The organism is Streptomyces sp. NPDC006551 (genome assembly GCF_040611675.1).
Lineage (GTDB): Bacteria > Actinomycetota > Actinomycetes > Streptomycetales > Streptomycetaceae > Streptomyces.
The window spans coordinates 39699-63670 of record NZ_JBEXOT010000035.1; the positions used below are offsets into that span (position 1 = coordinate 39699).

Here is a 23972-nt window from a genome sequence, read left to right on the forward strand (position 1 = left end):
CTTCAGTAGGCCTCGGGGCTCTCGCCGGGAGAAGCGACCGTCATGCGTACTGGGAATGAGCCGACGACCGCACGCAGTCCTCTGCGCATGCGGTTCTGGTTGAGTCTATGGGGTCTGATCTGGGCGGCCTTCGGTACCACGATCTTCGCCCTGATCGGCCGGCCCGGGTGGGCCGCCGCCTGCGGGGTGCTCTTCCTGGTGGTTCTGTGCGACATGGCGATGGTCGTGCGCCACCTGCGGCAAGGGCCACACTGGCAACCGGGACGCGACATTCCGCCGTACGAACCGGACCACGGCGGCCCCCGCCGCTGACCCGCCCGGGCGGGAAGGAAGACCTCCGCCGCGGTCAGTCCTCCGTGCCGAAGCGGGCCGCCTCGAGGTACTCCGGCTTCGGGTCGAGCGCGGCGGCGAGCCGGAAGTGGCGAGTGGCCTGGTCGGGGCGCCCGGAGCGCTGGAAGGTGCGGGCGAGTGCGAAGTGGGCGAAGGCGTTGTCGGGCTCGCGTTCCAGGACCAGTTCGAACTCCAGCTCAGCCGGGCGCAGTTGGGCGGCGGCGAAGAACGCGCGGGCTCGCAGCAGCCGCGCCGCCGTGTTCTCGGGGTGGGCGGCGATCACCGAATCGAGCAGCTTCACGGCACCGCGCGGGTCGCGCGCGGCGAGCAACTGCTCGGCGGCGCGAAAGTCGATGACGTGGGTTTCCGGGTTCCTCTCGGCCACGGTGACATCCTTCCCTTTGCTCCGGCGGTTCAACATCGGGCGTGGCAGCGGTATTCCATACGGATATTCCCTACGGAATGACGGTCGGACCGCCGTACCCCCGCGATGCCTACCCACGCCGGGCGGTGACCGATCGGTCGCGGTGACGCGTCCTCGCGGTGCGGTGCGGCCCGACCGGGCTCGGCTCGGCCCGGCTCACCGGGTCGGACGGTCGTCCGACGCGGCCCGCCGCGTCAGCTCCGTCCAGACCTTCCTCACCTGCGGCTCGAGCGCCTCCAACGGCCCGTCGTTGTCGATGACGAGATCCGCGACGGCCCGCCGCTGCGCGCGCGTGGCCTGGGCCGCCATCCGGGCGCGGGCCTCCGGCTCGGCCATGCCACGCAGCCGTACCAGCCGGTCGAGCTGCGTCTCCGGGGACGCGTCCACGACCACGACCAGGTCGTAGAGCGGGGCGAGCCCGTTCTCGGTGAGCAGCGGCACGTCGTGGACGACCACGTCGTCCGGCCCGGCCTCGCTCTCCAGCTCGGCGGAGCGGGCGCCCACCAGCGGGTGGACGATGGCGTTGAGGGTGGCCAGCCGGTCGGTGTCGGCGAAGACGATCGAGCCGAGCTTCGGCCGGTCGAGGGTGCCCCCCTCCGTCAGGATCTCCGTACCGAACGCCTCCACGACGGCCGCGAGCCCGGGAGTCCCGGGCTCGACGACCTCGCGCGCGATCCTGTCGGCGTCGATCAGCACGGCTCCGTACGAGACGAGCAGCCGCGACACTTCACTCTTGCCGGCGCCGATACCGCCGGTCAGGCCCACCTTCAGCATGAGCGGCAGCTTAGGACCCCCGCCCGCCCGTCGCCTCCGTGGGGTTACGCGTCGCCCTCGCGTTCGGCGAGGAAGCGCTCGAACTCGCGGCCCAGCTCGTCCGCCGACGGCAGGTCGACGGGCTCGGCGACCAGGCTGCCCCGCGTCTCGGCGCCCGCCATGGCGTCGTACTGGTGCTCAAGGCCCTGAACCAGGGCCACCAGTTCGTCGTCGCCCTCACCGATCTGGCGCTCGATCTCGGTCTGCGTGCGCCGCGCCTCCGTGCGCAGCGCGTGGGCGATGCCGGGCAGGACGAGACCCGTGGCGGCCGTGATGGCCTCCAGGACGGTCAGGGCGGCGTCCGGGTAGGAGGCCCGGGCGACATAGTGCGGAACGTGCGCGGCGACACCGAGGGTGTCATGGCCGGACTCCGAGAGCCGGTACTCGACGAGCGCCTCGGCGCTGCCGGGCACCTGCGCCTCGTCGAAGGGGCTGCGGTGGCCGGGCATGAGGTCGGTGCGGCTGCCGTGCGGGGTCAGACCGACGGGACGGGTGTGCGGCACGCCCATGGGGATGCCGTGGAAGTTCACGGCGAGCCGTACACCGAGGCGCTCGACGATCTGGCGGACCGCGGCGGCGAAGCGCTCCCACTCGACGTCCGGCTCGGGGCCGGAGAGCAGCAGGAAGGGCGCGCCGGTGGCGTCCTGGACGAGGCGGACCTCGATCGCGGGCGTGTCGTACGCGGTCCAGCGGTCGCGCCGGAAGGTGAGCAGCGGCCGGCGGGCACGGTAGTCCACGAGCCGGTCGTGGTCGAAGCGGGCCACCAGCTGGTGGGGCAGCGTGTCGAGCAGGCGGTCGACGATCTGTTCGCCGGCCTCACCCGCGTCGATGTATCCGTCGAAGTGGTAGAGCATGACCAGCCCGGCCGACTCCTGCGCCAGGGCCAGGTCCACCACGGCCAGGCCCTTCTGGTCCCATTCGTACAAATCCTGGGGATCAAGCACGATTACCGCTCCTCCTCGTGTTCCTCAGAAGGAACGTCTCCCAAGGGTGAGGCATTCCCCGCACAGGTGATCCATCTCCGCACTCACTGGTCCAGACCTTGACATGCCCATGGGCCGTCCCTACCGTCACGGGGCAGCACCGCGTTCAGCCAGTCGTTCGCCGTACATATACGAGAACCCTCGCTTCTACGGGAAGGCACCCCCATGCGCACCCGAACGCTGCTCCTGTCCCTGCTTCCGGTGACGGCCCTCCTCGCCGTACCGCTCGCCGCCACGCCGGCCACCGCGGCCACCATCGAGGTGTCGACCGCCGCCCAGCTCAAGACCGCGCTCACCAACGCCCGGCCCGGCGACACGATCCATCTCGCCGACGGGACGTACACCGGGAACTTCAAGGCCACCGCCCCGGGCACCCCATCCGCCCGGATCACCCTCACCGGCTCCTCGCGCGCGGTACTCACCGCCGGCGGCGGCTACGGCCTGCACCTCAACGGCGCCTCGTACTGGACGGTCAAGGGCGTCACCGTGACCGGCGGGCAGAAGGGGATCATGACCGATGCGGCGAACGGCGTGGTGATCGACGGGGTGACCGTGCACGACCTGGACATGGAGGGCGTGCACTTCCGCAACTCCAGTAAGAACGGTGTCATCAAGAACTCGCGGATCTACGACACCGGCAACGACGGGCGCGGCATGGGCGAGGGGGTCTACGTCGGAAGCGCCAACACCCTCTCCGACAAGAGCGACAACGTACAGATCCTGAACAACACGATCGGGCCGGACGTCGGCGGGGAGGCGGTCGACGTCAAGGAGGGCACCACCGGCACGAAGATCATCGGGAACACCTTCGACGGCCGCGGTCTCACCGGCGCCCACTTCGACGACTCCTGGGTGGACGTCAAGGGCAACAACGTGCTGGTGGAGAACAACACCGGCCGCAACACCATCAACAACGGTTTCGAGACCCACACCCAGCAGAGCGGCTGGGGCTGCGGGACGGTCTTCCGCGGCAATCGGTCGGACCTGACGGGCGCGACGGGCTCCAAGCAGCTCGCGATCTACGTCACCAACCAGAGCGGCAGCTGCAGGACGACGGTGTACGGCTCGAACACGGTCACCGGCGGAAAGGGGCTGACGAACATCGCCGTCACCCCCTGAGCGGTCACGCCCTGAGCCGTCACCCCCGAAACGGCACGAGGCCCGCTCCCCCGAGGGGGAGCGGGCCTCGTCGCTTCAGCCTGTCAGCTGGTGGTCAGAGCGTTCAGCTCTGGCCGCCGGCCAGCTTCTCGCGCAGGGCCGCCAGGGCCTCGTCCGACGCCAGGGCGCCGGAGTTGTCGTCCGACTCCGAGGAGTACGAACCACCCGAGACGCCCGCCGGGGCACCGGCCGGAGCGGCGGCGCCACCCTCGGCAGCGGCGGCCTCGTCGGCCTCGCGGGACTTGATGACCTGAGCCTGGTGCTGCTCGAAGCGCTGCTGCGCCTCGGCGTACTGGGTCTCCCAGGCCTCGCGCTGGGTCTCGTAGCCCTCGAGCCAGTCGTTGGTCTCGGGGTCGAAGCCCTCGGGGTAGATGTAGTTGCCCTGGTCGTCGTAGGACGCGGCCATGCCGTACAGGGTCGGGTCGAACTCGACCGAGGCCGGGTCGGCACCGAAGGACTCGTTGGCCTGCTTCAGCGAGAGGCTGATGCGACGACGCTCGAGGTCGATGTCGATGACCTTGACGAAGATCTCGTCGTTGACCTGGACGACCTGCTCCGGGATCTCCACGTGACGCTCGGCCAGCTCGGAGATGTGGACCAGACCCTCGATGCCCTCGTCCACGCGGACGAACGCACCGAACGGAACCAGCTTGGTGACCTTGCCGGGAACGACCTGGCCGATCTGGTGCGTCCGGGCGAACTGCTGCCACGGGTCCTCCTGCGTCGCCTTCAGCGACAGGGAGACACGCTCGCGGTCCATGTCCACGTCGAGAACCTCGACGGTGACCTCCTGGCCGACCTCGACAACCTCGGAGGGGTGGTCGATGTGCTTCCAGGACAGCTCGGAGACGTGCACGAGGCCGTCGACGCCACCCAGGTCCACGAAGGCACCGAAGTTGACGATCGAGGACACGACGCCGGAGCGGACCTGACCCTTCTGGAGGGTCGTGAGGAAGGTCTGGCGGACCTCGGACTGGGTCTGCTCCAGCCAGGCACGGCGGGACAGGACCACGTTGTTGCGGTTCTTGTCCAGCTCGATGATCTTCGCCTCGAGCTCCTTGCCCACGTAGGGCTGGAGGTCGCGGACACGACGCATCTCGACCAGGGAGGCCGGGAGGAAGCCGCGGAGGCCGATGTCGAGGATGAGACCACCCTTGACGACCTCGATGACGGTACCGGTGACGATGCCGTCCTCTTCCTTGATCTTCTCGATCGTGCCCCAGGCGCGCTCGTACTGGGCCCGCTTCTTCGAGAGGATCAGGCGGCCTTCCTTGTCCTCCTTCTGGAGGACCAGGGCCTCGATCTCGTCGCCGACCTTGACGACCTCGTTCGGGTCGACGTCGTGCTTGATCGAGAGCTCGCGGCTCGGGATGACACCTTCGGTCTTGTAACCGATGTCGAGCAGGACCTCGTCCCGGTCGACCTTCACGATGACGCCGTCGACGATGTCGCCGTCGTTGAAGTACTTGATCGTCTCGTCGATCGCGGCGAGGAAGGCTTCCTCGTTACCGATGTCGTTGACCGCAACCTGCGGGGTGGTGGCGGTGGTCTCGGTGCTGCTCGTCATGTGGGAAAGGGCTCCGGTTACGGACAGAAAGTCGTAGGTACTGCTACGCCGTGAGCCCGTATCGCACCAAGAAGCCGGACAGCCAATGAAGCGCCGTCCCGCGCGAACGGGGGCGCCTCGAAAACCGAGGGGACATACAACAGGTGCGAGCGCGGCCTGCTCCGTCTGAGGCGCGCAGGCCCGCAGCGCAACCTTTAGCATACGGGGGCGGCCGGACAGGGTCAATGCGCGAAGCGCGCACCCGGGGCAGATCGCCGCATAACCGGCACAACTCAAGTCACCCCACGCCTCCGGGCCACAGGGGCCGCGCAGCCGCGCTGTGCGCAAACTACATCGACGGGCGAGATGAACCAAGAGTACGGACCGGAAGACGAGGGCGGGTTGGAGCCGGAGGCGACCCGGCGTGACGCCGGGGACGCGGAGAGCAGCCGGGCGAGTCGGGGCTGGTGGGACCGGAACGCCGACGAGTACCAGAACGACCACGGAGCGTTCCTCGGGGACGACCGGTTCGTCTGGGGCCCCGAAGGACTCGACGAGGCCGATGCCGGACTGCTGGGTCCGGCCGGTTCGCTGAAGGGCCTGGACATCCTGGAGATCGGGGCGGGGGCGGCGCAGTGCTCCCGCTGGCTCGCTCGGCAGGGCGCCAGGCCGGTCGCGCTGGACCTCTCGCACCGCCAGCTCCAGCACGCGCTGCGGATCGGCGAGGACGTGCCGCTGGTCGAGGCGGACGCGGGGGCGCTGCCCTTCCGGGACGGCTCCTTCGACCTGGCCTGCTCGGCGTACGGCGCGGTGCCGTTCGTGGCCGACCCGGTGCGGGTGTTCCGTGAGGTGCGCCGGGTGCTGCGGCCCGGTGGCCGGTGGGTCTTCTCGGTGACGCATCCGATCCGCTGGGCGTTCCCGGACGAGCCGGGCCCCGAGGGCCTGTCGGTCGCGGCCTCCTACTTCGACCGCACTCCCTATGTCGAGCAGGACGAGGAGGGGCGGGCGGTGTACGTGGAGCACCACCGGACGATCGGGGACCGGGTGAGGGACGTGGTGGCCGGCGGTTTCCGGCTGGTGGACCTGGTCGAGCCGGAGTGGCCCGCGTGGAACGACCAGGAGTGGGGTGGCTGGTCACCGCTGCGTGGCAATCTGATCCCGGGGACGGCGATCTTCGTCTGCGCACGCGACTAGGCGTCCGCGCACGGGACCGGTCACGAGACCAGTCATATGAGCGCACCGGCCCTGTGGACAGTGGGGCCCGCCACCGGCGACGACGTATGAAACTGAGTGCGTGATCCGAAACGACGCACTCGACCGCCTTCCCGTCCGCCATGCCGTCCCCGAGCTGCTGAACGCGCTCGACGAGCGCGGCACGGCGGTGTTGTACGCGCCTCCCGGCACCGGCAAGACGACGCTGGTGCCGCTGGCGCTCGCGGGGCTCATAGGGGACGGACCGCGGCGGCGGGTGCTGGTGGCCGAGCCGCGCAGGATGGCGGTGCGAGCGGCGGCGCGGCGGATGGCGTGGCTGCTTGGCCAGGAGGTCGGCGAGGCCGTCGGCTTCTCGGTCCGCGGCGAGCGGCGGGCCGGCCCCGCGACGCGGGTCGAGGTGGTCACGACCGGTGTCCTGCTCCAGCGCCTGCAGCGCGATCAGGAACTCACCGGCGTGGACGTGGTGCTGCTCGACGAGTGCCACGAGCGCCATCTGGACGCGGACACGGCGATGGCGTTCCTCGTGGACGTACGGGCGACGCTGCGGCCGGAGCTGAAGCTGATCGCCGCCTCGGCGACCAGCGACGCCGAGGCGTGGGCGGAGCTCCTCACGGTCCTGGACGGTTCGGGGCCGGCGCCGGTCGTGCGGGCGACGGGCGAGGGACACGGCTGCCGAGTCCACTTCGCCCCACCGCCGGCCGGGATCCGGCCGGCGCACGGCACGTGGGTGGATCCGGCCCTGCTGCGGCACGTGGCGGCGACGGTGCGGCTGGCGATGGAGCGGCACGAGGGAGACGTCCTCTGCTTCCTTCCCGGTACGGGAGAGATCGCGCGCACGGCCGGGATGCTGGACGGCGTGGACGCGGAGGTCCTCCAGCTGCACGGCAGGGCCCCGGCCGCCGTGCAGGACGCGGTGCTGCGCGGGACCGAGCCGGGCGGGCGCCGCAGGGTGGTCCTGGCGACGGCCGTGGCGGAGTCGAGCCTGACGGTGCCGGGGGTGCGGATCGTCGTGGACTCGGGGCTCGCCCGGGAGCCCCGGATGGACCACGCGCGGGGCCTCGGCTCGCTGGCGACGGTGCCGGTGTCGATCGCCGGGGCGACCCAGCGCCTGGGCCGGGCGGGGCGGGAGGCGTTCGGGACGGTGTACCGCTGCTGGGCGGAGGCGGACGACGGGCGCCGGGCGAGGTTCCCGTCCCCGGAGATAAAGATCGCGGACCTGGCCTCGTTCGCCCTGCGCACGGCCTGCTGGGGCGACCCCTCCGCGGCCGGACTCGCGCTGCTGGACGCCCCGCCCGCCGGGGCGATGGCGGCGGCCCGTTCCGTACTGACGGCGATCGGCGCGGTGGGCGAGGACGGCCGGGCCACGGAGCGTGGGGTGCGGATGTCCCGGCTCGGCGTGCATCCCCGGCTGGCCCGGGCGCTCCTGGACGGCGCGCCCGCGGTCGGTGCCCGGCGGGCGGCCGAGGTGGTGGCGCTGCTGGGCGAGGAACCGCCGCGGGAGTACGGCGACGATCTGGCGGCGGCCTGGCGTGCGGCGCGGCGGGGCGGCGACGGGTACGGGGCGCGCTGGAAGACGGAGGCCCGGCGTCTGGAGCGGTCGATCGCCGAGGCGGGGACCGCCCCGCGCGGGCCGGGGGCCGGCGGGGTGGCGGGTGCTCCGGGCGCCGGCGACGACGCCGCGGCCGGCCTGGTGACCGCCCTGGCCTTTCCGGAGCGGGTGGCCCGGGCGCGTCCGGGCGGGGGGTTCCTGATGGTGTCGGGGACGGGTGCCTCGCTCGCCGAGGGTTCCGCTCTGCGCTCCGCTCCCTGGCTGGCCGTCGCCGTGGCAGACCGGACGGCGCAGAACGCGACGGCACGGGTGCGGTTGGCGGCCGTGGTGGACGAGGACGTGGCGCGGGCCGCGGCGGGGCATCTGCTCACCGCCGGCGAGGAGGTGCGCTGGGAGGACGGGGACGTGGTCGCCCGCTCGGTGGCACGCCTGGGCGCCGTCGAACTGGCGGTGCGCCCGCTCCGGGAGGACGCCGACGCCGGTCTCGTCCGTGAGGCGCTGCTCGACGGGCTGCGGCGTGAGGGGCTGGGGCTGCTGCGGTGGAGCCGCGAGTCGGAGGAGCTGCGTCGGCGGCTCGGTTTCCTCCACCGGGTCCTGGGCGAGCCGTGGCCCGATGTCTCGGACGGGGTGCTCCTGGACCGGGCGGAGGAGTGGCTGGAGCCGGAGCTGTCCCGTGCGCGGCGGCGGACCGACCTCGGCCGGATCGACGCCGGTCAGGCGCTCCAGCGGCTGCTGCCGTGGGCGACGGGTGAGGCGGCCCGGCTCGACGAGCTGGCGCCGGAGCGGATCGAGGTGCCGAGCGGCTCGCGGATACGCGTCGACTACGGCGGCGAGCAGCCGGTTCTCGCGGTCAAGTTGCAGGAGATGTTCGGGCTCGCCGAAACGCCCCGGGTCGCCGGGACGCCGGTCCTGGTCCATCTCCTCTCCCCGGCCGGCCGGCCGGCGGCCGTCACCACCGATCTGGCCTCGTTCTGGCGGGAGGGCTACCGATCGGTGCGGGCGGAGCTGCGCGGCCGCTACCCCCGGCATCCGTGGCCGGAGGACCCCGGGACAGCCGAACCGACCCGGCACACCAGCGCGCGGCTCAGACGGGAGCGATGACGGGCTCCGGCGCGGGGCCGGGCTCCGCCTCCGGGCGGCGGGCACGGGCCTCCAGCCACAGGGCGAGGGCGAAGAGGGCCAGACCCAGGAGGAGGAAGCTCCACGGCAGATAGGAGACGAGCAGCAGAACCATGAGGCGGTTGGACTCGACCAGCTCGACGATGGCGGTGATGTAGTCCTCGCGCATCTTCACATGGCCCTCGAAGACGGTGACGGTGTCCTGGCCCATCATCGCCCGGGCGTTGCGGAGCTCCTCCTTGTGGATCTCCTCGCCGTTGACCGGGGCTCCGGTGACGGGGTCGACCCAGAACATGCGCTTGGTGGTGTACCACCGGGTGAGGCCCGAATCGGCGAGGATCTCCGGGGTGATGCCCTTGACCGGCATGGCCTTCGGCATGGGGACCTCGGTCCAGGGGATGGTCTGCTCGAAGTAGTAGACCTCCAGGCCGCGGAAGGTCTGGGTGCCCTTGTAGTGGATGGGGGCGGAGGTGCGGGTCTGGGCGTCGAAGTACTGGTAGTCCCGCCTCTCGGTGAGGAAGGGCCATTTGAACTCGATGCCCTCGCGCCGGACGGGGTCGCCGTCGACCATCTCGCCGGTGGCGTGGACCGGCTCCTGGGTGTGGGCGTCGAAGATGTACCGCTCGGGGATCTTGGACACCATCTTGCCGTCGGGCCCGGCGACGAAGGAGAGCGAGTCCCAGACGACGACGTCGCGGCCGGCGTCGCGCTCGATCTTCCTGGACTCCTCCACGTTGCCCTTGAGGGTCTGGATGATCGTGAGCTTCTCGATCTTCTCGGCCTTGAGCGTGGAGTAGTTGAGGAGTGTCGCCGGCTTCGCCTCCAGGACCGTCTCCTGGTACTGGTTCGGCGGGATCTTCGCCAGCCGGGGGAAGGCGTACCAGCGCAGGGTGGGGGCCATGGCGACGAAGAAGACGGCGAAGGAGAGCAGGACGAGGCTGGCGCGGCGGCGCATGGGGGCTCCTCCTACTTCTTGGGGCCGGGGTCGGCGGTGAGGAGGGGGCGGGGGGAGGTGGGGCCGTCGGGCGGCAGCTCGGCCACCGAGACGAGCAGGATGACGAGGAGGACTGGGACCAGCCCGATGGCGGCGGCGACGAGGGCGCGCATGGTCGGCCTCCCGGTGCTCGATCTGATGCGGCGTCAGGGATGGGGCACCGTAGCAACGCGGCCGCGAGATGAGAACACGTCGCACTCAGAACGCGAAAGGCCGCCCCTCCGTCCACGGCGGGACGGAGGGGCGGCACGGAAGTCGCGCGGGGGACGGCCCCGTACGGCTCAGGAGGTGGAGCTGGGCGTGGGATTCGGGGAGGCGTCCGGCGACGTCGTCGGGGACGGGGTGGGCTCGGGGGCCGGTGCGGTGACCTTGAGTTCGACGATCAGGCTGCCGCCGCCGGGCGTGGTCAGCCGGAGCAGGAAGGTTCCCGCCTCGCCGTCCGCGTAGATGTCCGGCAGGGTGAGCAGACCGTTCTCGTCCGTCTTCAGACCGGTGAGCGTCCGCAGCGGGTCGCCGTTCGCGTCCTTGAAGTACGGACCCTTCGTGGCCGCCTGGGAATCCTGTGCCGAGTCGACCATGGTGGCCGTGAGGGCGACCGAGGAGGCGGCGGCACCGTCGAGGGTGGCCTTCACCAGCACCCGGTCGGCGAACCGTTCGCCGGTGGTGGCCGTCAGCTCCTTGGCGTCGCCGCGGACCAGGGTGTCGGCCTGCCGGGCGGTGACGGTGGCGCGGAACTCGACGGGCGCCATGCTCCGGCCCACGACGGTGGCCCGCACGGTGAACGCGCCCAGCTCTTCGCCCGCCCGGAGGAGCGGCGTGACGACCTTGCCCGTGGAGCCCGTGGTGAGGGTGACGCTCTTGGCCACACCGCCGAAGTTCGCGCCGGTGGTCCCGATGATCTCGAAGCGGACGCTGATTCCGGCGACGGGCTTGCCCGCCGAGTCGACGGCGGCGACCGTCGGGCGTCCGGCGAAGACGCCACCCGCGGTCGCCGTCAGCGTGCCCGTGCCGGCGTCCTTGATGCGTACCACGCGCACCGACGCGGGCGGAGTGGGCGGCGGAGTCGTCGGCGACGTGCTCGGGTTCGACGGCTTCGGCTTCGGCTTGGCCGTGGCCGGCGGCGTCGACGGGGAGGGGGACGGGCTCGCGGGCGTCGTCTGTGTCGGCGTGGTGCCGCCAGGGGAGTTGTCGCTGCGGTCGACCGGCAGCACGCCCGTGCCGTCCGGGACCTGGTGGGTGCCGCGCTTGTAGTACTCGAACCAGGAGAGCACCGTGTGCAGGTACTCGGTCGAGCGGTTGTAGCTGAGGATCGCCCGGTCCAGGTCGGCCTTGACCGCGAGGTCGCGGTTGTTGGCGCAGAGATAGAGACCGGCGGCCTGGGCGGCGTCGTAGATGTTGTTGGGGTCCTTGCGGCCGTCGCCGTTGGCGTCCTGCCCCCAGGTGGCCCAGGTGGAGGGGATGAACTGCATCGGGCCGACCGCCCGGTCGTGCGTCGAGTCGCCGTCGAACGCGCCGTCGTCGGTGTCCGAGATGTTGGCGAAGCCGACACCGTTGAGCACCGGGCCGAGGATCGGCGAGGAGGTGGTGCCGTTGGCGTCCACCCGGCCGCCGCGCGCCTGACCGGACTCGACCTTGCCTATGCCCGCGAGCAGTTGCCACGGCAGGTGGCAGCCGGGGTCGCTGGACCGTATGGACTGCTCCGCGCGCTTGTACGCGGCGAGGACGGTCGCGGGGATGCCCGCCTCGGCCGGACCGGTGACGATCGGCAGGTCGACGGAAGTGCCGGGCTTGTTGGGGGTGTTCAGCGGCGGGAGGTCGGTGTAGTACGGGGACTGGCCGGTGGCCGAGTCCTCCGGCGGCGTCGTCGAGTCGCCGGTGCCGATCGACTGGTCGCCGCTCGCGTTGTCGGCGGGGGGCGGTGTCATGCCCGGAGCCTGCGAAGCGGCCAGCGCCGCGACCGCCGCCGCCACCACGGCACCGCTCGTGGCCCCCCTGCGCAGCCGACGGCCGAATTGCGCTGCCATACGTACGTTCCCTCCCCGTCGAGTGCACTCGCGCTCCCCGCGCGTGGACTCAGGAGACCCTATGACAACTCCGCGCCCCGGCACACCGGCGTCTGACCGTGTTTCACGCTTTCGTCACCTCTTGGCCGCCCGGGATCCGACGAACATCACTCCCGCATACTGGGCGTGACCGTATAAGGGGGACGTCCGATGCCTTTCACACTCAGTCATGCCGCCGCCGTGCTGCCGGGGATCCGGAGAGACGGCACCGCACGGGGGCCGCTGGTCGCGTCGGCGCTCGCGGCGGGGTCGTTCTCTCCCGACATGACCTATTTCGCGGCGACGGCGGTCCCGGACGCGATGTTCTTCGGGGACGTCACGCACGCGCCGGTGGGAATCGTGACGGTCGACGTCCTCATCACCGCGCTGCTGGTGGCGGTCTGGCTGATGGTGCGTGAGCCGCTCGTGGCCCTGCTGCCGGCCGGTCGTCAGGCGCGGGTGTACACCTTGCTGCGCGGCCGCCCCTGGCGGGAGCGCCGGCCGGCGGCGCTGGCCGCGTGGTTCTGTCTCTCCGCGGTGCTGGGGGCGACGACCCATGTGGTCTGGGACGCCTTCACCCACCTCGACCGCTGGGGCACGCGCTCGCTTCCGTTCCTCAGCGAGATCGTGGCCGGCTTCCCCGTCTATCTGTACGCGCAGTACGGCGGTTCGGCGCTGGCCCTGGGGCTGCTGGTGTGGTTCACGGTGCGGGCGCTGCGCGCGGCGCCCGAAGGGGCGGCGCTGCCGCCGGGGTTCCCGGTGCTCGACCGACGGGGGCGGTGGCTGGCGACCGGGCTGATCGGCGGGTGCGTCCTGGCGGGCATCGTGCACCGATGCCTGCGCTGGTACGCGTACTGGGGCCGAATCGAGACGCCGCTCGACATCATTCCGACCGCCTGCTTCGGGGCCGGCGCGGGGCTCGCCCTCGGTCTGGTGCTGTACGGGGCGGTCGTGCGGCTGCGCGGGACGCCTGTGGCTCCGAGCCCGGGAGCCCCGGATCGTGAGCCGGTGCGCTCCCGTCGGGGCTCTCGCTGACGTCGCCGGCCGGTGTGTGGCCGCGGGCCGCCGCTCCGCCGACCAGGAGGGCCGACGGCCGACGAGGGCGCTCGCGCGCCCGGCGCGGGCGCCCCTTCCGCGCGCTTCGCCGGCCGTCCGGTCGTCAGTGCGCCGCCGACTCCCAGTCCGGGCCGACGCCCACCGAGACGTCGAGCGGGGCGCGGAGGGAGACCGCCGAGGACATCTCCTGACGGACCAGGGCCTCGACCCGCTCGCGCTCTCCGGGGGCCAGTTCCACGACGATCTCGTCGTGGACCTGGAGGAGCATGCGGGAGGAGAGGCCGGCCTCCGTCAGGGCGCGGTCCACGTTCAGCATGGCGACCTTCACGATGTCGGCCGCGGTGCCCTGGATCGGGGCGTTCAGCGCCATCCGCTCGGCGGCCTCGCGGCGCTGGCGGTTGTCGCTGTTCAGGTCGGGGAGGTAGCGGCGGCGGCCGAGCATCGTCTCGGTGTAGCCGGTCGCCCGGGCCTCGTCGACGACCCGGCGCAGATAGTCCCGTACCCCGCCGAAGCGCTCGAAGTAGGTGTCCATCAGGGCGCGGGCCTCGCCCGCCTCGATGTTCAGCTGCTGCGAGAGGCCGAAGGCGGACAGGCCGTACGCCAGGCCGTAGGACATGGCCTTGATCTTGCGCCGCATCTCCGCGTCGACGGCGGACCGCTCGACGCCGAAGACCTGCGAGGCGACCGTCGTGTGCAGGTCCTCGCCGGAGGTGAACGCCTCGATGAGGCCCTCGTCCTCGGACAGGTGGGCCATCACCCGCAGTTCGATCTGGCTGTAGTCGGCGGTCATCAGGGCCTCGAAGCCCTCGCCCACGACGAAGCCGTGGCGGATGGCCCGGCCCTCGTCGGTGCGGACCGGCACGTTCTGCAGGTTCGGGTCGGTGGAGGAGAGGCGTCCGGTCGCGGCGACGGTCTGGCTGAAGGTGGTGTGGATCCGGCCGTCGGCGGCGATCGTCTTGATCAGGCCCTCGACCGTGGAGCGCAGCCGGGCCTGCTCGCGGTGGCGGAGCATGATCACCGGCAGCTCGTGCTCGGTCTGCGCGGCCAGCCAGGCCAACGCGTCGGCGTCCGTGGTGTAACCCGTCTTGGTCTTCTTCGTCTTCGGGAGGTTCAGCTCGCCGAAGAAGACCTCCTGGAGCTGCTTGGGCGAGCCGAGGTTGAACTCGTGACCGACGGAGGCGTGTGCCTCCTTCACCGCCTGCTGCACCGCGCCCGCGAACTGCTGCTCCATGGCCTCCAGATGGGCACGGTCGGCGGCGATGCCGTGCCGCTCCATCCGGGCCAGGAGCAGGGACGTCGGCAGTTCGACATCGTGCAGCAGATCCGTCGCGCCGACTTCGCCGAGCCTGTCGCCGAACGCCTCACCGAGGTCGAGGACCGCACGGGCCTGCGCCATCAGGGCGTCCGCCTCGGCGTGCTCGTCGGTACCGAACGCCAGCTGCCCGTCGGCGGCGGCCGGGGCCAGCTCGCGGTGGAGGTACTCGACGGAGAGCGCGTCCAGCGCGAAGGAGCGACGGCCCGGCTTGACCAGATAGGCGGCGAGCGCGGTGTCCATCGTGATGCCCTCGATGTGCCAGCCGTGCTCGGGGAAGACCCGCAGGGACTCCTTGGCGTTGTGCATCACCTTCGGCCGGGCCGGGTCCGCGAGCCAGGCGGCGAAGGCCCGCTCGTCGGACTCGTCGAGCCGGGTCGTGTCGAACCAGGCCGCCTTGCCGTCGGCCGCCGCGAGTGCGACCTCGCTGACATTGCCGACGCCCAGGGCCCAGGTGGCGACGGTGGCGACACCGAGCGGCTGACCGCCGTGCTGCTCCAGCCAGAAGGCCAGCTCGCCCGCGCCCAGGACCGTACCGTCCAGCTCGAGGCCCGCGTCGGGGGCCGGGGCCTCTTCCTCCTCCGCGCCGGGGTCGACCGCGAGCAGGCGCTCGCGCAGGCTCGGATTGCGGATCTCCAGGACCTCCAGGAAGCCCTTGAGGGCGGTCCTGTCGTACGGGGCGCGCTCGAGGTCGGCGACGGTCCGGGGCAGCTCGACGTCCCGCACGAGCTCGGTGAGGTGGCGGTTGAGCTTGACCGACTCCAGATGGTCGCGCAGGGCCTGGCCGACCTTGCCCTTGACCTCGTCGGCGCGCTCGACGAGCTCCGCGAACGACCCGAACTGGTTGATCCACTTCGTGGCGGTCTTCTCGCCGACACCGGGGATGCCGGGGAGGTTGTCGGACGGGTCACCCCGCAGGGCGGCGAAGTCGGGGTACTGCGAGGGGGTCAGGCCGTACTTCTCCTGGACCTTCTCCGGGGTGAAGCGGGTCAGCTCGGAGACGCCCTTGGTGGGGTACAGCACGGTCACGTGGTCGGTGACCAGCTGGAAGGAGTCGCGGTCGCCCGTGACGATCAGAACGTCGAAGCCGGCCGCCTCGGCCTGGGTGGCGAGCGTGGCGATCACGTCGTCGGCCTCGAAGCCGTCCACCGCGAACCGCACCGCGTTCATGGTGTCGAGCAGCTCGCCGATCAGCTCGACCTGCCCCTTGAACTCGTCCGGGGTCTTCGAGCGGTTCGCCTTGTACTCGGGGAAGTCGGCCGAGCGCCAGGTCTTGCGGGACACGTCGAACGCGACCGCGAAGTGCGTGGGCGCCTCGTCGCGCAGCGTGTTCGCCAGCATCGACGCGAAGCCGTAGATCGCGTTCGTCGTCTGTCCGCTCGCGGTGGTGAAGTTCTCCGCGGGCAGTGCGAAGAACGCCCGGTACGCGAGGGAGTGCCCGTCCATGAGGAGCAGACGGGGACGGTTGTCTTCGGTCTTCTTCGATGCTGTCTCGGCCACGCACACGATCCTGCCACGGACCGCTGACAATCCCGTCCACACCCGGTCCGCTCCCGCGCTGTCGGAGGTCCGTGACAGGATCGAAGACGTACGCAGCAGAATTCCGCTCAAGGGAGAGCGCGATGGTCAGCAAGCCGCCCGCAGGCGACCCGGTCCAGGACGCGCCGCAGGTCGCGCCGCCCCAGCACGCGGCCGCGGGGCTGCCCGCCGTCACCCACACCCTCAAGATCGCCCAGGCGCAGATGGGCGTGCGCCGCACCGCCCGGACCCTCCTCAAGGTCAACCAGAAGGACGGCTTCGACTGCCCGGGCTGCGCCTGGCCGGAGGGCGACAAGCGGCATGTGGCGGAGTTCTGCGAGAACGGGGCGAAGGCGGTCGCCGAGGAGGCGACCCTGCGCCGGGTGACGCCCGACTTCTTCGCCGCCCACCCGGTGGCGGACCTGGCCACGCGCAGCGGCTACTGGCTGGGCCAGCAGGGCCGCATCACGCAGCCGATGTATCTGGCCGAGGGCGGGGACCGGTACGAGGCGGTGACCTGGGAGCGGGCCTTCGCGATCATCGCCGAGGAGCTCCGGGCGCTGTCCTCCCCCGACGAAGCGCTCTTCTACACCTCGGGGCGGACCAGCAACGAGGCCGCGTTCCTGCTGCAGCTGTTCGCCAGGGAGTTCGGTACGAACAATCTGCCGGACTGCTCCAACATGTGCCACGAGTCGTCCGGATCGGCGCTGAACGAGACCATCGGGATCGGCAAGGGCAGTGTCTCACTGGAGGATCTGCACCAGGCGGACCTGATCGTCGTCGCCGGGCAGAACCCGGGGACCAACCACCCGCGGATGCTCTCCGCCCTGGAGAAAGCGAAGGCCGCCGGCGCCCGGATCATCTCGGTCAACCCGCTGCCCGAGGCCGGCCTGGAGAAGTTCAAGAACCCGCAGACCCCGCAGGGCATGCTCAAGGGCGCCCCGCTCACCGATCTCTTCCTCCAGATCCGGATCGGCGGCGACCAGGCCCTCTTCCGGCTCCTCAACAAGCTGATCATCGAGACGGAGGGCGCGGTCGACCGGGAGTTCGTCCGCGAGCACACGCACGGGTACGAGGAGTTCGCCGCCGCCGCCCGCGCCGCCGACTGGGACGAGACGCTCGCCGCGACCGGCCTGACCCGCGCCGAGATCGAGCGGGCCCTGGAGATGGTCCTCGCCTCGCAGCGGACCATCGTCTGCTGGGCGATGGGCCTCACCCAGCACAAGCACTCCGTGCCGACCATCCGCGAGGTGGTCAACCTCCTTTTCCTGCGCGGCGCCATCGGCCGCCCGGGTGCCGGGGTCTGCCCGGTCCGCGGCCACTCCAACGTGCAGGGCGACCGCACGATGGGCATCTTCGAACGGCCCGCGCCCGCGTTCCTCGACGCACTGGACAAGGAGTTCGGGATCGTCTCGCCGCGCCACCACGGCTACGACGTGGTCCGCTCGATCCAGGCGCTGCGCGACGGCGAGGCGAAGGTCTTCTTCGCGATGGGCGGCAATTTCGTCGGGGCGACTCCCGACACGGAGGTCACCGAGGCTGCGATGCGCCGGGCCCGGCTCACGGTGCACGTCTCGACGAAGCTGAACCGCTCGCACGCGGTCACCGGCACACGCGCGCTGATCCTGCCGACGCTCGGGCGCACCGACAAGGACGTACAGAAGAGCGGGAAGCAGTTCGTGACGGTGGAGGACTCGATGGGGCTCGTGCACGCCTCGCGGGGCAATCTGCCGCCGGCGAGTCCGCATCTGCTCTCCGAGCCGGCGATCGTCGCCCGGATGGCGCGGGCGGTGCTCGGCGCCGCCTCGGCGACGCCCTGGGAGGAGTTCGAGAAGGACTACGCCACGATCCGGGACCGCATCGCGCGCGTGGTGCCCGGCTTCCAGGACTTCAACGCCCGGCTCGCGGCGAACCCCGGCGGCTTCGCGCTGCCGCACGGCCCGCGCGACGAGCGCCGCTTCCCCACGGCCACCGGCAAGGCCAACTTCACCGCCGCGCCCGTCGAGTACCCGAAGGTTCCGGAGGGCCGGCTGCTGCTGCAGACCCTGCGCTCCCACGACCAGTACAACACCACGATCTACGGTCTCGACGACCGCTACCGCGGCATCAAGGGCGGCCGCCGCGTCGTCCTGGTCCACCCGGCGGACGCGGCCGAGCTGGGCCTGGCCGACGGGGCGTACACGGATCTGGTCAGCGAGTGGACGGACGGCAGCGAGCGGCGGGCGCCCGGCTTCCGGGTGGTGCACTATCCGACCGCCCGGGGGTGCGCGGCGGCGTACTACCCGGAGACGAACGTCCTGGTGCCGCTGGAGTCCACGGCGGACGTCAGCAACACCCCCGCCAGCAAGTCCGTCATCGTGCGTCTGGAACAATCTCAGTCCGCCTAAGCGTTTGCTCAGGCGATCAGGCGGATCAGTGGATCAGCAGCCGTACGAAGACGAACGGAGCCGGGCCGATGGGTGAGCAGCAGCACGTGAAGTTCCCGCCGGAAGTCATCGAGGAGTACGCCGCACTCGGCGTGGACCTTCCCGCTCTCTTCTCTGCCGGGCACCTCGGCAACCGGATGGGCGTGCAGATCGTCGAGGCCTCGGCCGAGAAGGTCGTCGGCACGATGCCGGTGGAGGGCAACACCCAGCCGTACGGCCTGCTGCACGGCGGTGCCTCGGCGGTGCTCGCCGAGACGCTGGGCTCGATCGGCTCCATGCTGCACGGAGGCGTCTCCAAGATCGCGGTGGGCGTGGACCTGAACTGCACCCACCACCGCGGGGTGCGCAGCGGCCTGGTCACGGGGGTCGCGACCCCGGTCCACCGCGGGCGCTCCACGGCCACGTACGAGATCGTCATCACGGACGAACAGGACAAGCGCGTCTGCACGGCGCGGCTGACCTGCATGCTCCGGGAGGTCACGCCCAAGGACGCGGACAGTGTCCCGAACGCCGGCGTGACCGACGGCGCGGCCTGAACGCGGGAACCCGACGCCGCGTCGAGCCCCGGCCCGGGACGGTCCACTCCGTCCCGGGCCGCGCTGTGCCACGACACCTGGTGGCCCGGGCTCCGTGGTTCCCCCGCCACGAACCCGCGCCCGCACGGCGCCCACGACGCGAGGCCGCTGCGGCACACGCAGAGTGACCGCCGCGGCCTCGCATCACGGACCCCGGAGCGCGGGAAGGGGTCCCGGGCACGGGTGACAGCGGGGACGCGGAGCCCGAGCGTGGGCGCGGGTACTGCTCCGGGCACGAATCCCGGTCTCCGGAGACGGAAGGTCGGCTTCCGGACGTCGTTCCACACGGCCCGATCCCCGCTCAGGGAACTGGTGCCGCAGGCCCCGGTCCCAGCCTCCGGACAGGGCGCCGCAAGGCACGGGGCCCAGCCTCCGGTCGTAGAGCCGCAGGGCACGGGGCCCAGCCTCCGGTCGTAGAGCCGCAGGGCCCGATCCCCGCTTCCCGACCTCGCGCCGCAGGCCCCAACCCCAGCCTCCGGACCTCGCGCCGCAGGCCCCAACCCCAGCCTCCGGACCTCGCGCCGCAGGCCCCAACCCCAGGCTCCCGACCTCGCGCCGCAGGCGCCAACCCCAGCCTCCGGACCTCGCACCCCGGAGACACCCCCCGCCTTCCGGACGGCCGTCGACCGCCGACGGGAGCGCACACGGGCCCCCGGCCGCCTCCCGGCGACGGAGCCACCGGCCCTCGCCGCGCGGTCGCTCCGCACGGCCGGCCAACATCCTTACCCGCAGCCCCCCTTGCCCCCGCTCCCCGCAGGCGCTTCACTGGCGAGCCTCCCCCACAGGAGAAGACCCGATCCACTCACACACCGAGGGGCTCTTCTTGACCGCCGTACGTACCACCACCGTGGCGACCGCCGTCACCGCCGTGGCCTGCGCTGCCGTTCTCGCCACCGCGATCCCTTCCGCAGCGATCAACTCGTACAACGCGACCCCCGCGCCCGAGCGCACCGAGGTCGGCGCGCTCGTCGCGACCTGGGACAACGACGGGGACCCGAGCACGCCCGACCGGGTCGACTGGGTCTGCTCCGGGACCATGATCGACGCGGACACGTTCCTGACCGCCGCGCACTGCACCACCGACTGGCCGGAGAACGTGAGGTTCTACGTCTCCCTCGACCAGGACGTGCAGGGCGGTCTGGACAAGGCCGCCGCCGAGCATCCCGGCGATCCGGCCGCCGTGGCGAAGGCCGTGGCCGTCGAGGGCGCGGCGCACAACCACCCCGCCTACCCCGGCCCGGCCTCGGACACCCACGACATATCGGTGGTCCAGGTTCCGGCCGCCGCGATGAAGGCCCGCTGGGCGTTCAAGCCCGCCGCGCTCCCCAAGGCCGGCGCGCTCTCCGCGCTCGGTTCACAGGGGCTGAACGACACCTCGTTCGTGGTCGCCGGCTACGGCACCCAGGAGGCGCGGCGCGGACCCGGCGGACACACCCACCCCGGCGGCGGCGTCCGGCTGAAGGCCCCGGTCACCTTCAACGCGCTCAACGACGCGTGGATCCGGCTCGCCATGACGGCCCCGCAGGGCAACGGCGGTGCCTGTTACGGCGATTCGGGCGGCCCGAACTTCGCCACGCTGGACGGCAAGCTCACGCTGGTCGCCACCACGATCACGGGCGACACGCCCTGTTACGCCACCAACGTCACCTACCGCCTCGACTCGCCCGGGGCCCGTGACTTCCTGAAGCCGTTCACCCAACTGCCGTAGCCCACATGTTGGTTGTGCCCGCGTCGACGGTCCCCTAGCGTGACGCGCATGGCGCTGCCGCCGCAGACCCCGGCCAGGACCGCCCTTCGCGCGGTCCTGGCCTTCGGCGTTGTGGCGACCCTGCCGGGCTGTTCGGCCGACCGGCACGAACCTGCCCCGCAGGCGCGCTCGGCGGTGGACATCTGCGCCGAGCTCCTCTCGTACTGGATCAAGGAAGCCCTCGAGGGCAGCGCGGGGGCGGGGCTCGACTGGGAGCAGAAGGGCCTCTCCAACGAGCAGCTGAGGATCCACGACGACGTACTCGCGGCCGCCCGCGCACAGGAGCGCACCGAGGGCCGCGCGGCCGCGCTCACCGCGGTCGACCGGGAGACCCGAAGACGGTGCGCCTCGGCGAACGGCGCCACCGGAAGCTCGGAGAACTGGCGGCCGGCTCCGGCGGGCGGCGGCTCGGTGACGAACACGGCACAGCCCCCCCTCGTAACACTCCGTAACACTCGGGTAATCCAGAAGCGGAGCGGAGCCCTCTACGTTTCGTCCGCTGACATCAGGACCCCTGTCCGCTATTCGGACACTCTTCCGCCGCCTGGCGACAGGACCATGATCCGCTCAAGCCCCTTAGCGGAACTGCACGTTCTCACTATGTGAACACCCCGCCACTGACCGTTACGTCCTGGTTTGCCCCCCGGGTGTCCACCTCCTCTCCCCCTTGCGATAACAAGACAGTCACATCCTGACCTCCCCGCTCCCCACCTCCCCCACCTGCGCTTAGAGTCACCGCCAGTCACCGCGCCGCCGGGCGCGTCCACTGCACGGCCCTGTACCACCCAGTCATCCCCGTACGGCCCGGCACTCACTCACGGCACCTCTTGCCACGGCTTCACGGCACCGCCTCAGCTCGAGGGGGCCGCGCCAGGGAAAGGATTCATCGTGCGACACCGTTCCTTGCTCATCCTCACCACCGTGATCACCACGGGAGCACTCACCCTCACCGCCTGCGGTTCGCGCGACGACAAGGGCGGAAGCAACGACAGCTCCGGCGGCGGCACGACGGTCGTCATCGGCGTCGACGCGCCGCTCACGGGGTCGCTCTCCGCACTGGGCCAGGGCATCAAGAACTCCGTGGACCTGGCGGTCCAGACCGCCAACAAGAACAAAGAAGTCCCCGGCGTCACCTTCAAGATCGAGGCCCTCGACGACCAGGCCGTCCCCGCCACCGGCAAGGCCAACGCCACCAAGCTGGCCGGCATGAAGGACGTCCTCGGCGTGGTCGGCCCGCTGAACTCGGGCGTCTCCCAGTCCATGCAGGCGGACTTCGAGAAGGCCAACCTGACCCAGGTCTCCCCGGCCAACACCAACCCCTCCCTCTCCCAGGGCGACAACTGGGGCAAGGGCGAGTTCAAGCGTCCGTTCAAGACGTACTTCCGCACCGCCACCACGGACGTCGTCCAGGGCAAGTTCGCCGCGAACTACCTCTTCAACGACGCCAAGAAGAAGAAGGTCTTCGTCGTCAACGACAAGCAGACCTACGGCGCCGGCCTCGCCGCGATCTTCGCCGAGGAGTTCAAGCGCCTGGGCGGCACCGTCGCCGGCACCGACTCCGTGACCGTGAGGGAGACCGACTTCTCCTCCACAGCCAACAAGATCAAGGCCTCGGGCGCCGACTCCGTCTACTTCGGCGGCCAGTACCCCGAGGGCGGCCTCCTCTCCGACCAGGTCAAGAAGGCCGGCGCCAAGATCCCCACCATGGGCGGCGACGGCATCTACGACCCGCAGTTCATCAAGGCCTCCGGCGAGGCCAACGACGGTGACCTCGCCACCTCGGTCGGCTTCCCGGTCGAGAAGCTCCCGACCGCCAAGAAGTTCATCGCCGACTACAACGCGGCCGGCTACAAGGACGCCTACGCGGCCTACGGCGGCTACTCCTACGACGCCGCCTGGTCGATCATCCAGGCCGTCAAGGCCGTCGTCGCCGCCAACAACGGCAAGCTCCCCGACGACGCCCGCGCCAAGGTCACCGAGGCCATGTCCAAGGTCTCCTTCGAGGGCGTGACCGGCAAGGTCTCCTTCGACCAGTACGGCGACACCACCAACAAGCAGCTCACCGTCTACCAGGTCAAGAACGGCGCCTGGACCGACGTCAAGTCCGAGACCTTCAAGGACTGACCCACCGCACTGCCCCGCACACGCACCATCTGAACCAAGCCGCGCGAGGGCGCAAACAGCGCCCTCGCGCGGTGTCATATCCGACACGCTCATCGGAGGCCCTGCGGTGAACGAACTGCCGCAACAGCTGGCCGACGGCCTTGCCCTGGGGGCCCTTTACGGCCTCATCGCCATCGGTTACACGATGGTCTACGGCATCGTCCAGCTCATCAACTTCGCCCATGGCGAGATCTTCATGATCGGGGGCTTCGGCGCCCTCACGGCATACACGATCCTGCCCGAGGGCACCGCCCTCGTGATCGCGATACCCGTGATGCTGATCGGCGGCGCGGTGGTCTCCGTGGCCGTCGCCACCGCCGCCGAGCGCTTCGCCTACCGTCCCCTGCGCGGTGCCCCCCGCCTCGCCCCCCTGATCACGGCGATCGGTCTGTCGATCGTGCTCCAGCAGCTCGTCTGGGGCTTCTACCCCGGCGCCAAGAGCCCGGTCAGCTTCCCCGAATTCAAGGGAGGCAGCTTCCAGATCTTCGAGAACCTGGCGATCTCCCGCGCCGACGCGTTCGTCCTCGTCGCCGCCCCCGCCTGCATGCTCGCCCTCGGACTCTTCGTCTCCAAGAGCCGCAGCGGCCGCGCCATGCAGGCCACGGCACAGGACCCGGACACCGCGAAGCTGATGGGCATCAACACCGACCGCATCATCGTGATGGCCTTCGCCATCGGCGCCGCGTTCGCCGCGGTCGCGGCGGTCGCCGAAGGCCTCGACAAGGGCCAGATCCGCTTCGAGATGGGCTTCCTCCTCGGCCTCAAGGCGTTCACCGCCGCCGTCCTCGGAGGCATCGGCAACATCTACGGCGCCATGATCGGCGGCGTGGTGCTCGGTGTCGCGGAGACCCTCTCCATCGCCTACGTCGAGCACATCCCCGGGATGGCCCAGTTCGGCGGCGGTGCCTGGAAGGACATCTGGGTCTTCTCCCTCCTCATCCTCGTCCTCCTGTTCAGACCACAAGGTCTGCTCGGTGAGCGCGTCGCGGACAGGGCGTGAGCACG

Annotated in this window: 19 protein-coding genes; 11 read left to right on the plus strand and 8 right to left on the minus strand. The window is 71.1% G+C overall.

Annotated elements, in window-relative coordinates; all coding sequences use genetic code 11:
- Positions 1-42 precede the first annotated feature (42 nt).
- On the plus strand, positions 43-312 hold the full coding sequence (locus ABZY12_RS25855) for a DUF6343 family protein (RefSeq protein WP_356894279.1): 270 nt from the start codon (positions 43-45) through the stop codon (positions 310-312).
- A gap of 34 nt (positions 313-346) precedes the next feature.
- Here ABZY12_RS25855 and ABZY12_RS25860 read toward each other — a convergent pair whose 3' ends face one another.
- The 3 genes from ABZY12_RS25860 to ABZY12_RS25870 form a co-directional block, all read right to left on the minus strand.
- Positions 347-715, minus strand: a complete 369-nt coding sequence (locus tag ABZY12_RS25860) for a tetratricopeptide repeat protein (protein ID WP_356894281.1) — start codon at positions 713-715, stop codon at positions 347-349.
- A gap of 195 nt (positions 716-910) precedes the next feature.
- A complete protein-coding gene (coaE, locus tag ABZY12_RS25865; protein WP_356894283.1) occupies positions 911-1528 on the minus strand; it encodes a dephospho-CoA kinase in 618 nt (205 codons plus the stop codon).
- A 44-nt stretch (positions 1529-1572) separates the two neighbouring features.
- On the minus strand, positions 1573-2511 hold the full coding sequence (locus ABZY12_RS25870; RefSeq protein WP_356894285.1) for a PAC2 family protein: 939 nt from the start codon (positions 2509-2511) through the stop codon (positions 1573-1575).
- 204 nt (positions 2512-2715) lie between these two features.
- Between ABZY12_RS25870 and ABZY12_RS25875 the strand changes: the two genes are divergently transcribed.
- The gene (locus ABZY12_RS25875) at positions 2716-3669 is read left to right on the plus strand and encodes a right-handed parallel beta-helix repeat-containing protein (protein ID WP_356894287.1); all 954 of its coding nucleotides are present in this window, start codon (positions 2716-2718) and stop codon (positions 3667-3669) included.
- A 103-nt stretch (positions 3670-3772) separates the two neighbouring features.
- Here ABZY12_RS25875 and rpsA read toward each other — a convergent pair whose 3' ends face one another.
- A complete protein-coding gene (gene rpsA / locus ABZY12_RS25880) occupies positions 3773-5275 on the minus strand; it encodes a 30S ribosomal protein S1 (protein WP_019885395.1) in 1503 nt (500 codons plus the stop codon).
- A gap of 345 nt (positions 5276-5620) precedes the next feature.
- Here rpsA and ABZY12_RS25885 point away from each other — a divergent pair, with 345 nt between their 5' ends.
- Positions 5621-6448 (plus strand): methyltransferase domain-containing protein, encoded by an 828-nt coding sequence (locus ABZY12_RS25885; RefSeq protein ID WP_356894289.1) that lies wholly within the window; start codon positions 5621-5623, stop codon positions 6446-6448.
- Positions 6449-6548: 100 nt separating this feature from the next.
- Positions 6549-9116 (plus strand): ATP-dependent helicase HrpB, encoded by a 2568-nt coding sequence (hrpB, locus tag ABZY12_RS25890; RefSeq protein ID WP_356894291.1) that lies wholly within the window; start codon positions 6549-6551, stop codon positions 9114-9116.
- On the opposite strand, the gene ABZY12_RS25895 is transcribed toward hrpB, so the two are convergent.
- The 3 genes from ABZY12_RS25895 to ABZY12_RS25905 all read right to left on the minus strand — a co-directional run bounded on the left by ABZY12_RS25895 (position 9100) and on the right by ABZY12_RS25905 (position 12152).
- Complete coding sequence (locus tag ABZY12_RS25895) at positions 9100-10089, minus strand: DUF3068 domain-containing protein (protein WP_356894293.1); 990 nt, start codon at positions 10087-10089, stop codon at positions 9100-9102. The two genes, hrpB and ABZY12_RS25895, sit on opposite strands and share 17 nt — an antisense overlap.
- Positions 10090-10100: 11 nt before the next feature.
- A complete protein-coding gene (locus tag ABZY12_RS25900; protein WP_356894295.1) occupies positions 10101-10241 on the minus strand; it encodes an SPW_0924 family protein in 141 nt (46 codons plus the stop codon).
- A 168-nt stretch (positions 10242-10409) separates the two neighbouring features.
- On the minus strand, positions 10410-12152 hold the full coding sequence (locus tag ABZY12_RS25905; RefSeq protein ID WP_356894297.1) for a lytic transglycosylase domain-containing protein: 1743 nt from the start codon (positions 12150-12152) through the stop codon (positions 10410-10412).
- 189 nt (positions 12153-12341) lie between these two features.
- Between ABZY12_RS25905 and ABZY12_RS25910 the strand changes: the two genes are divergently transcribed.
- The gene (locus ABZY12_RS25910) at positions 12342-13205 is read left to right on the plus strand and encodes a DUF4184 family protein (RefSeq protein WP_356894299.1); all 864 of its coding nucleotides are present in this window, start codon (positions 12342-12344) and stop codon (positions 13203-13205) included.
- Positions 13206-13329: 124 nt separating this feature from the next.
- Here the strand turns inward: ABZY12_RS25910 and polA are convergent, their stop codons facing one another.
- Entirely contained in the window at positions 13330-15984 is a 2655-nt protein-coding gene (gene polA / locus ABZY12_RS25915) for a DNA polymerase I (protein ID WP_356894335.1), read from the minus strand.
- 176 nt (positions 15985-16160) lie between these two features.
- Here polA and ABZY12_RS25920 point away from each other — a divergent pair, with 176 nt between their 5' ends.
- From ABZY12_RS25920 to ABZY12_RS25945, 6 genes are all read left to right on the plus strand, one after another.
- Entirely contained in the window at positions 16161-18443 is a 2283-nt protein-coding gene (locus tag ABZY12_RS25920) for an FdhF/YdeP family oxidoreductase (protein WP_356894301.1), read from the plus strand.
- Between the two features lie 68 nt (positions 18444-18511).
- Positions 18512-19018, plus strand: a complete 507-nt coding sequence (locus ABZY12_RS25925; protein ID WP_356894303.1) for a hotdog fold thioesterase — start codon at positions 18512-18514, stop codon at positions 19016-19018.
- 862 nt (positions 19019-19880) lie between these two features.
- Positions 19881-20765, plus strand: a complete 885-nt coding sequence (locus tag ABZY12_RS25930; RefSeq protein ID WP_356894305.1) for a trypsin-like serine protease — start codon at positions 19881-19883, stop codon at positions 20763-20765.
- Positions 20766-20813: 48 nt separating this feature from the next.
- A complete protein-coding gene (locus ABZY12_RS25935; protein ID WP_356894307.1) occupies positions 20814-21410 on the plus strand; it encodes a hypothetical protein in 597 nt (198 codons plus the stop codon).
- Between the two features lie 282 nt (positions 21411-21692).
- Positions 21693-22928: a branched-chain amino acid ABC transporter substrate-binding protein gene (locus ABZY12_RS25940; RefSeq protein WP_356894309.1), complete on the plus strand. Its 1236-nt coding sequence runs from the start codon at positions 21693-21695 to the stop codon at positions 22926-22928.
- A gap of 106 nt (positions 22929-23034) precedes the next feature.
- Positions 23035-23967, plus strand: coding sequence for a branched-chain amino acid ABC transporter permease (locus tag ABZY12_RS25945; protein ID WP_356894311.1), 933 nt, complete (start codon positions 23035-23037; stop codon positions 23965-23967).
- Positions 23968-23972: the final 5 nt, after the last annotated feature.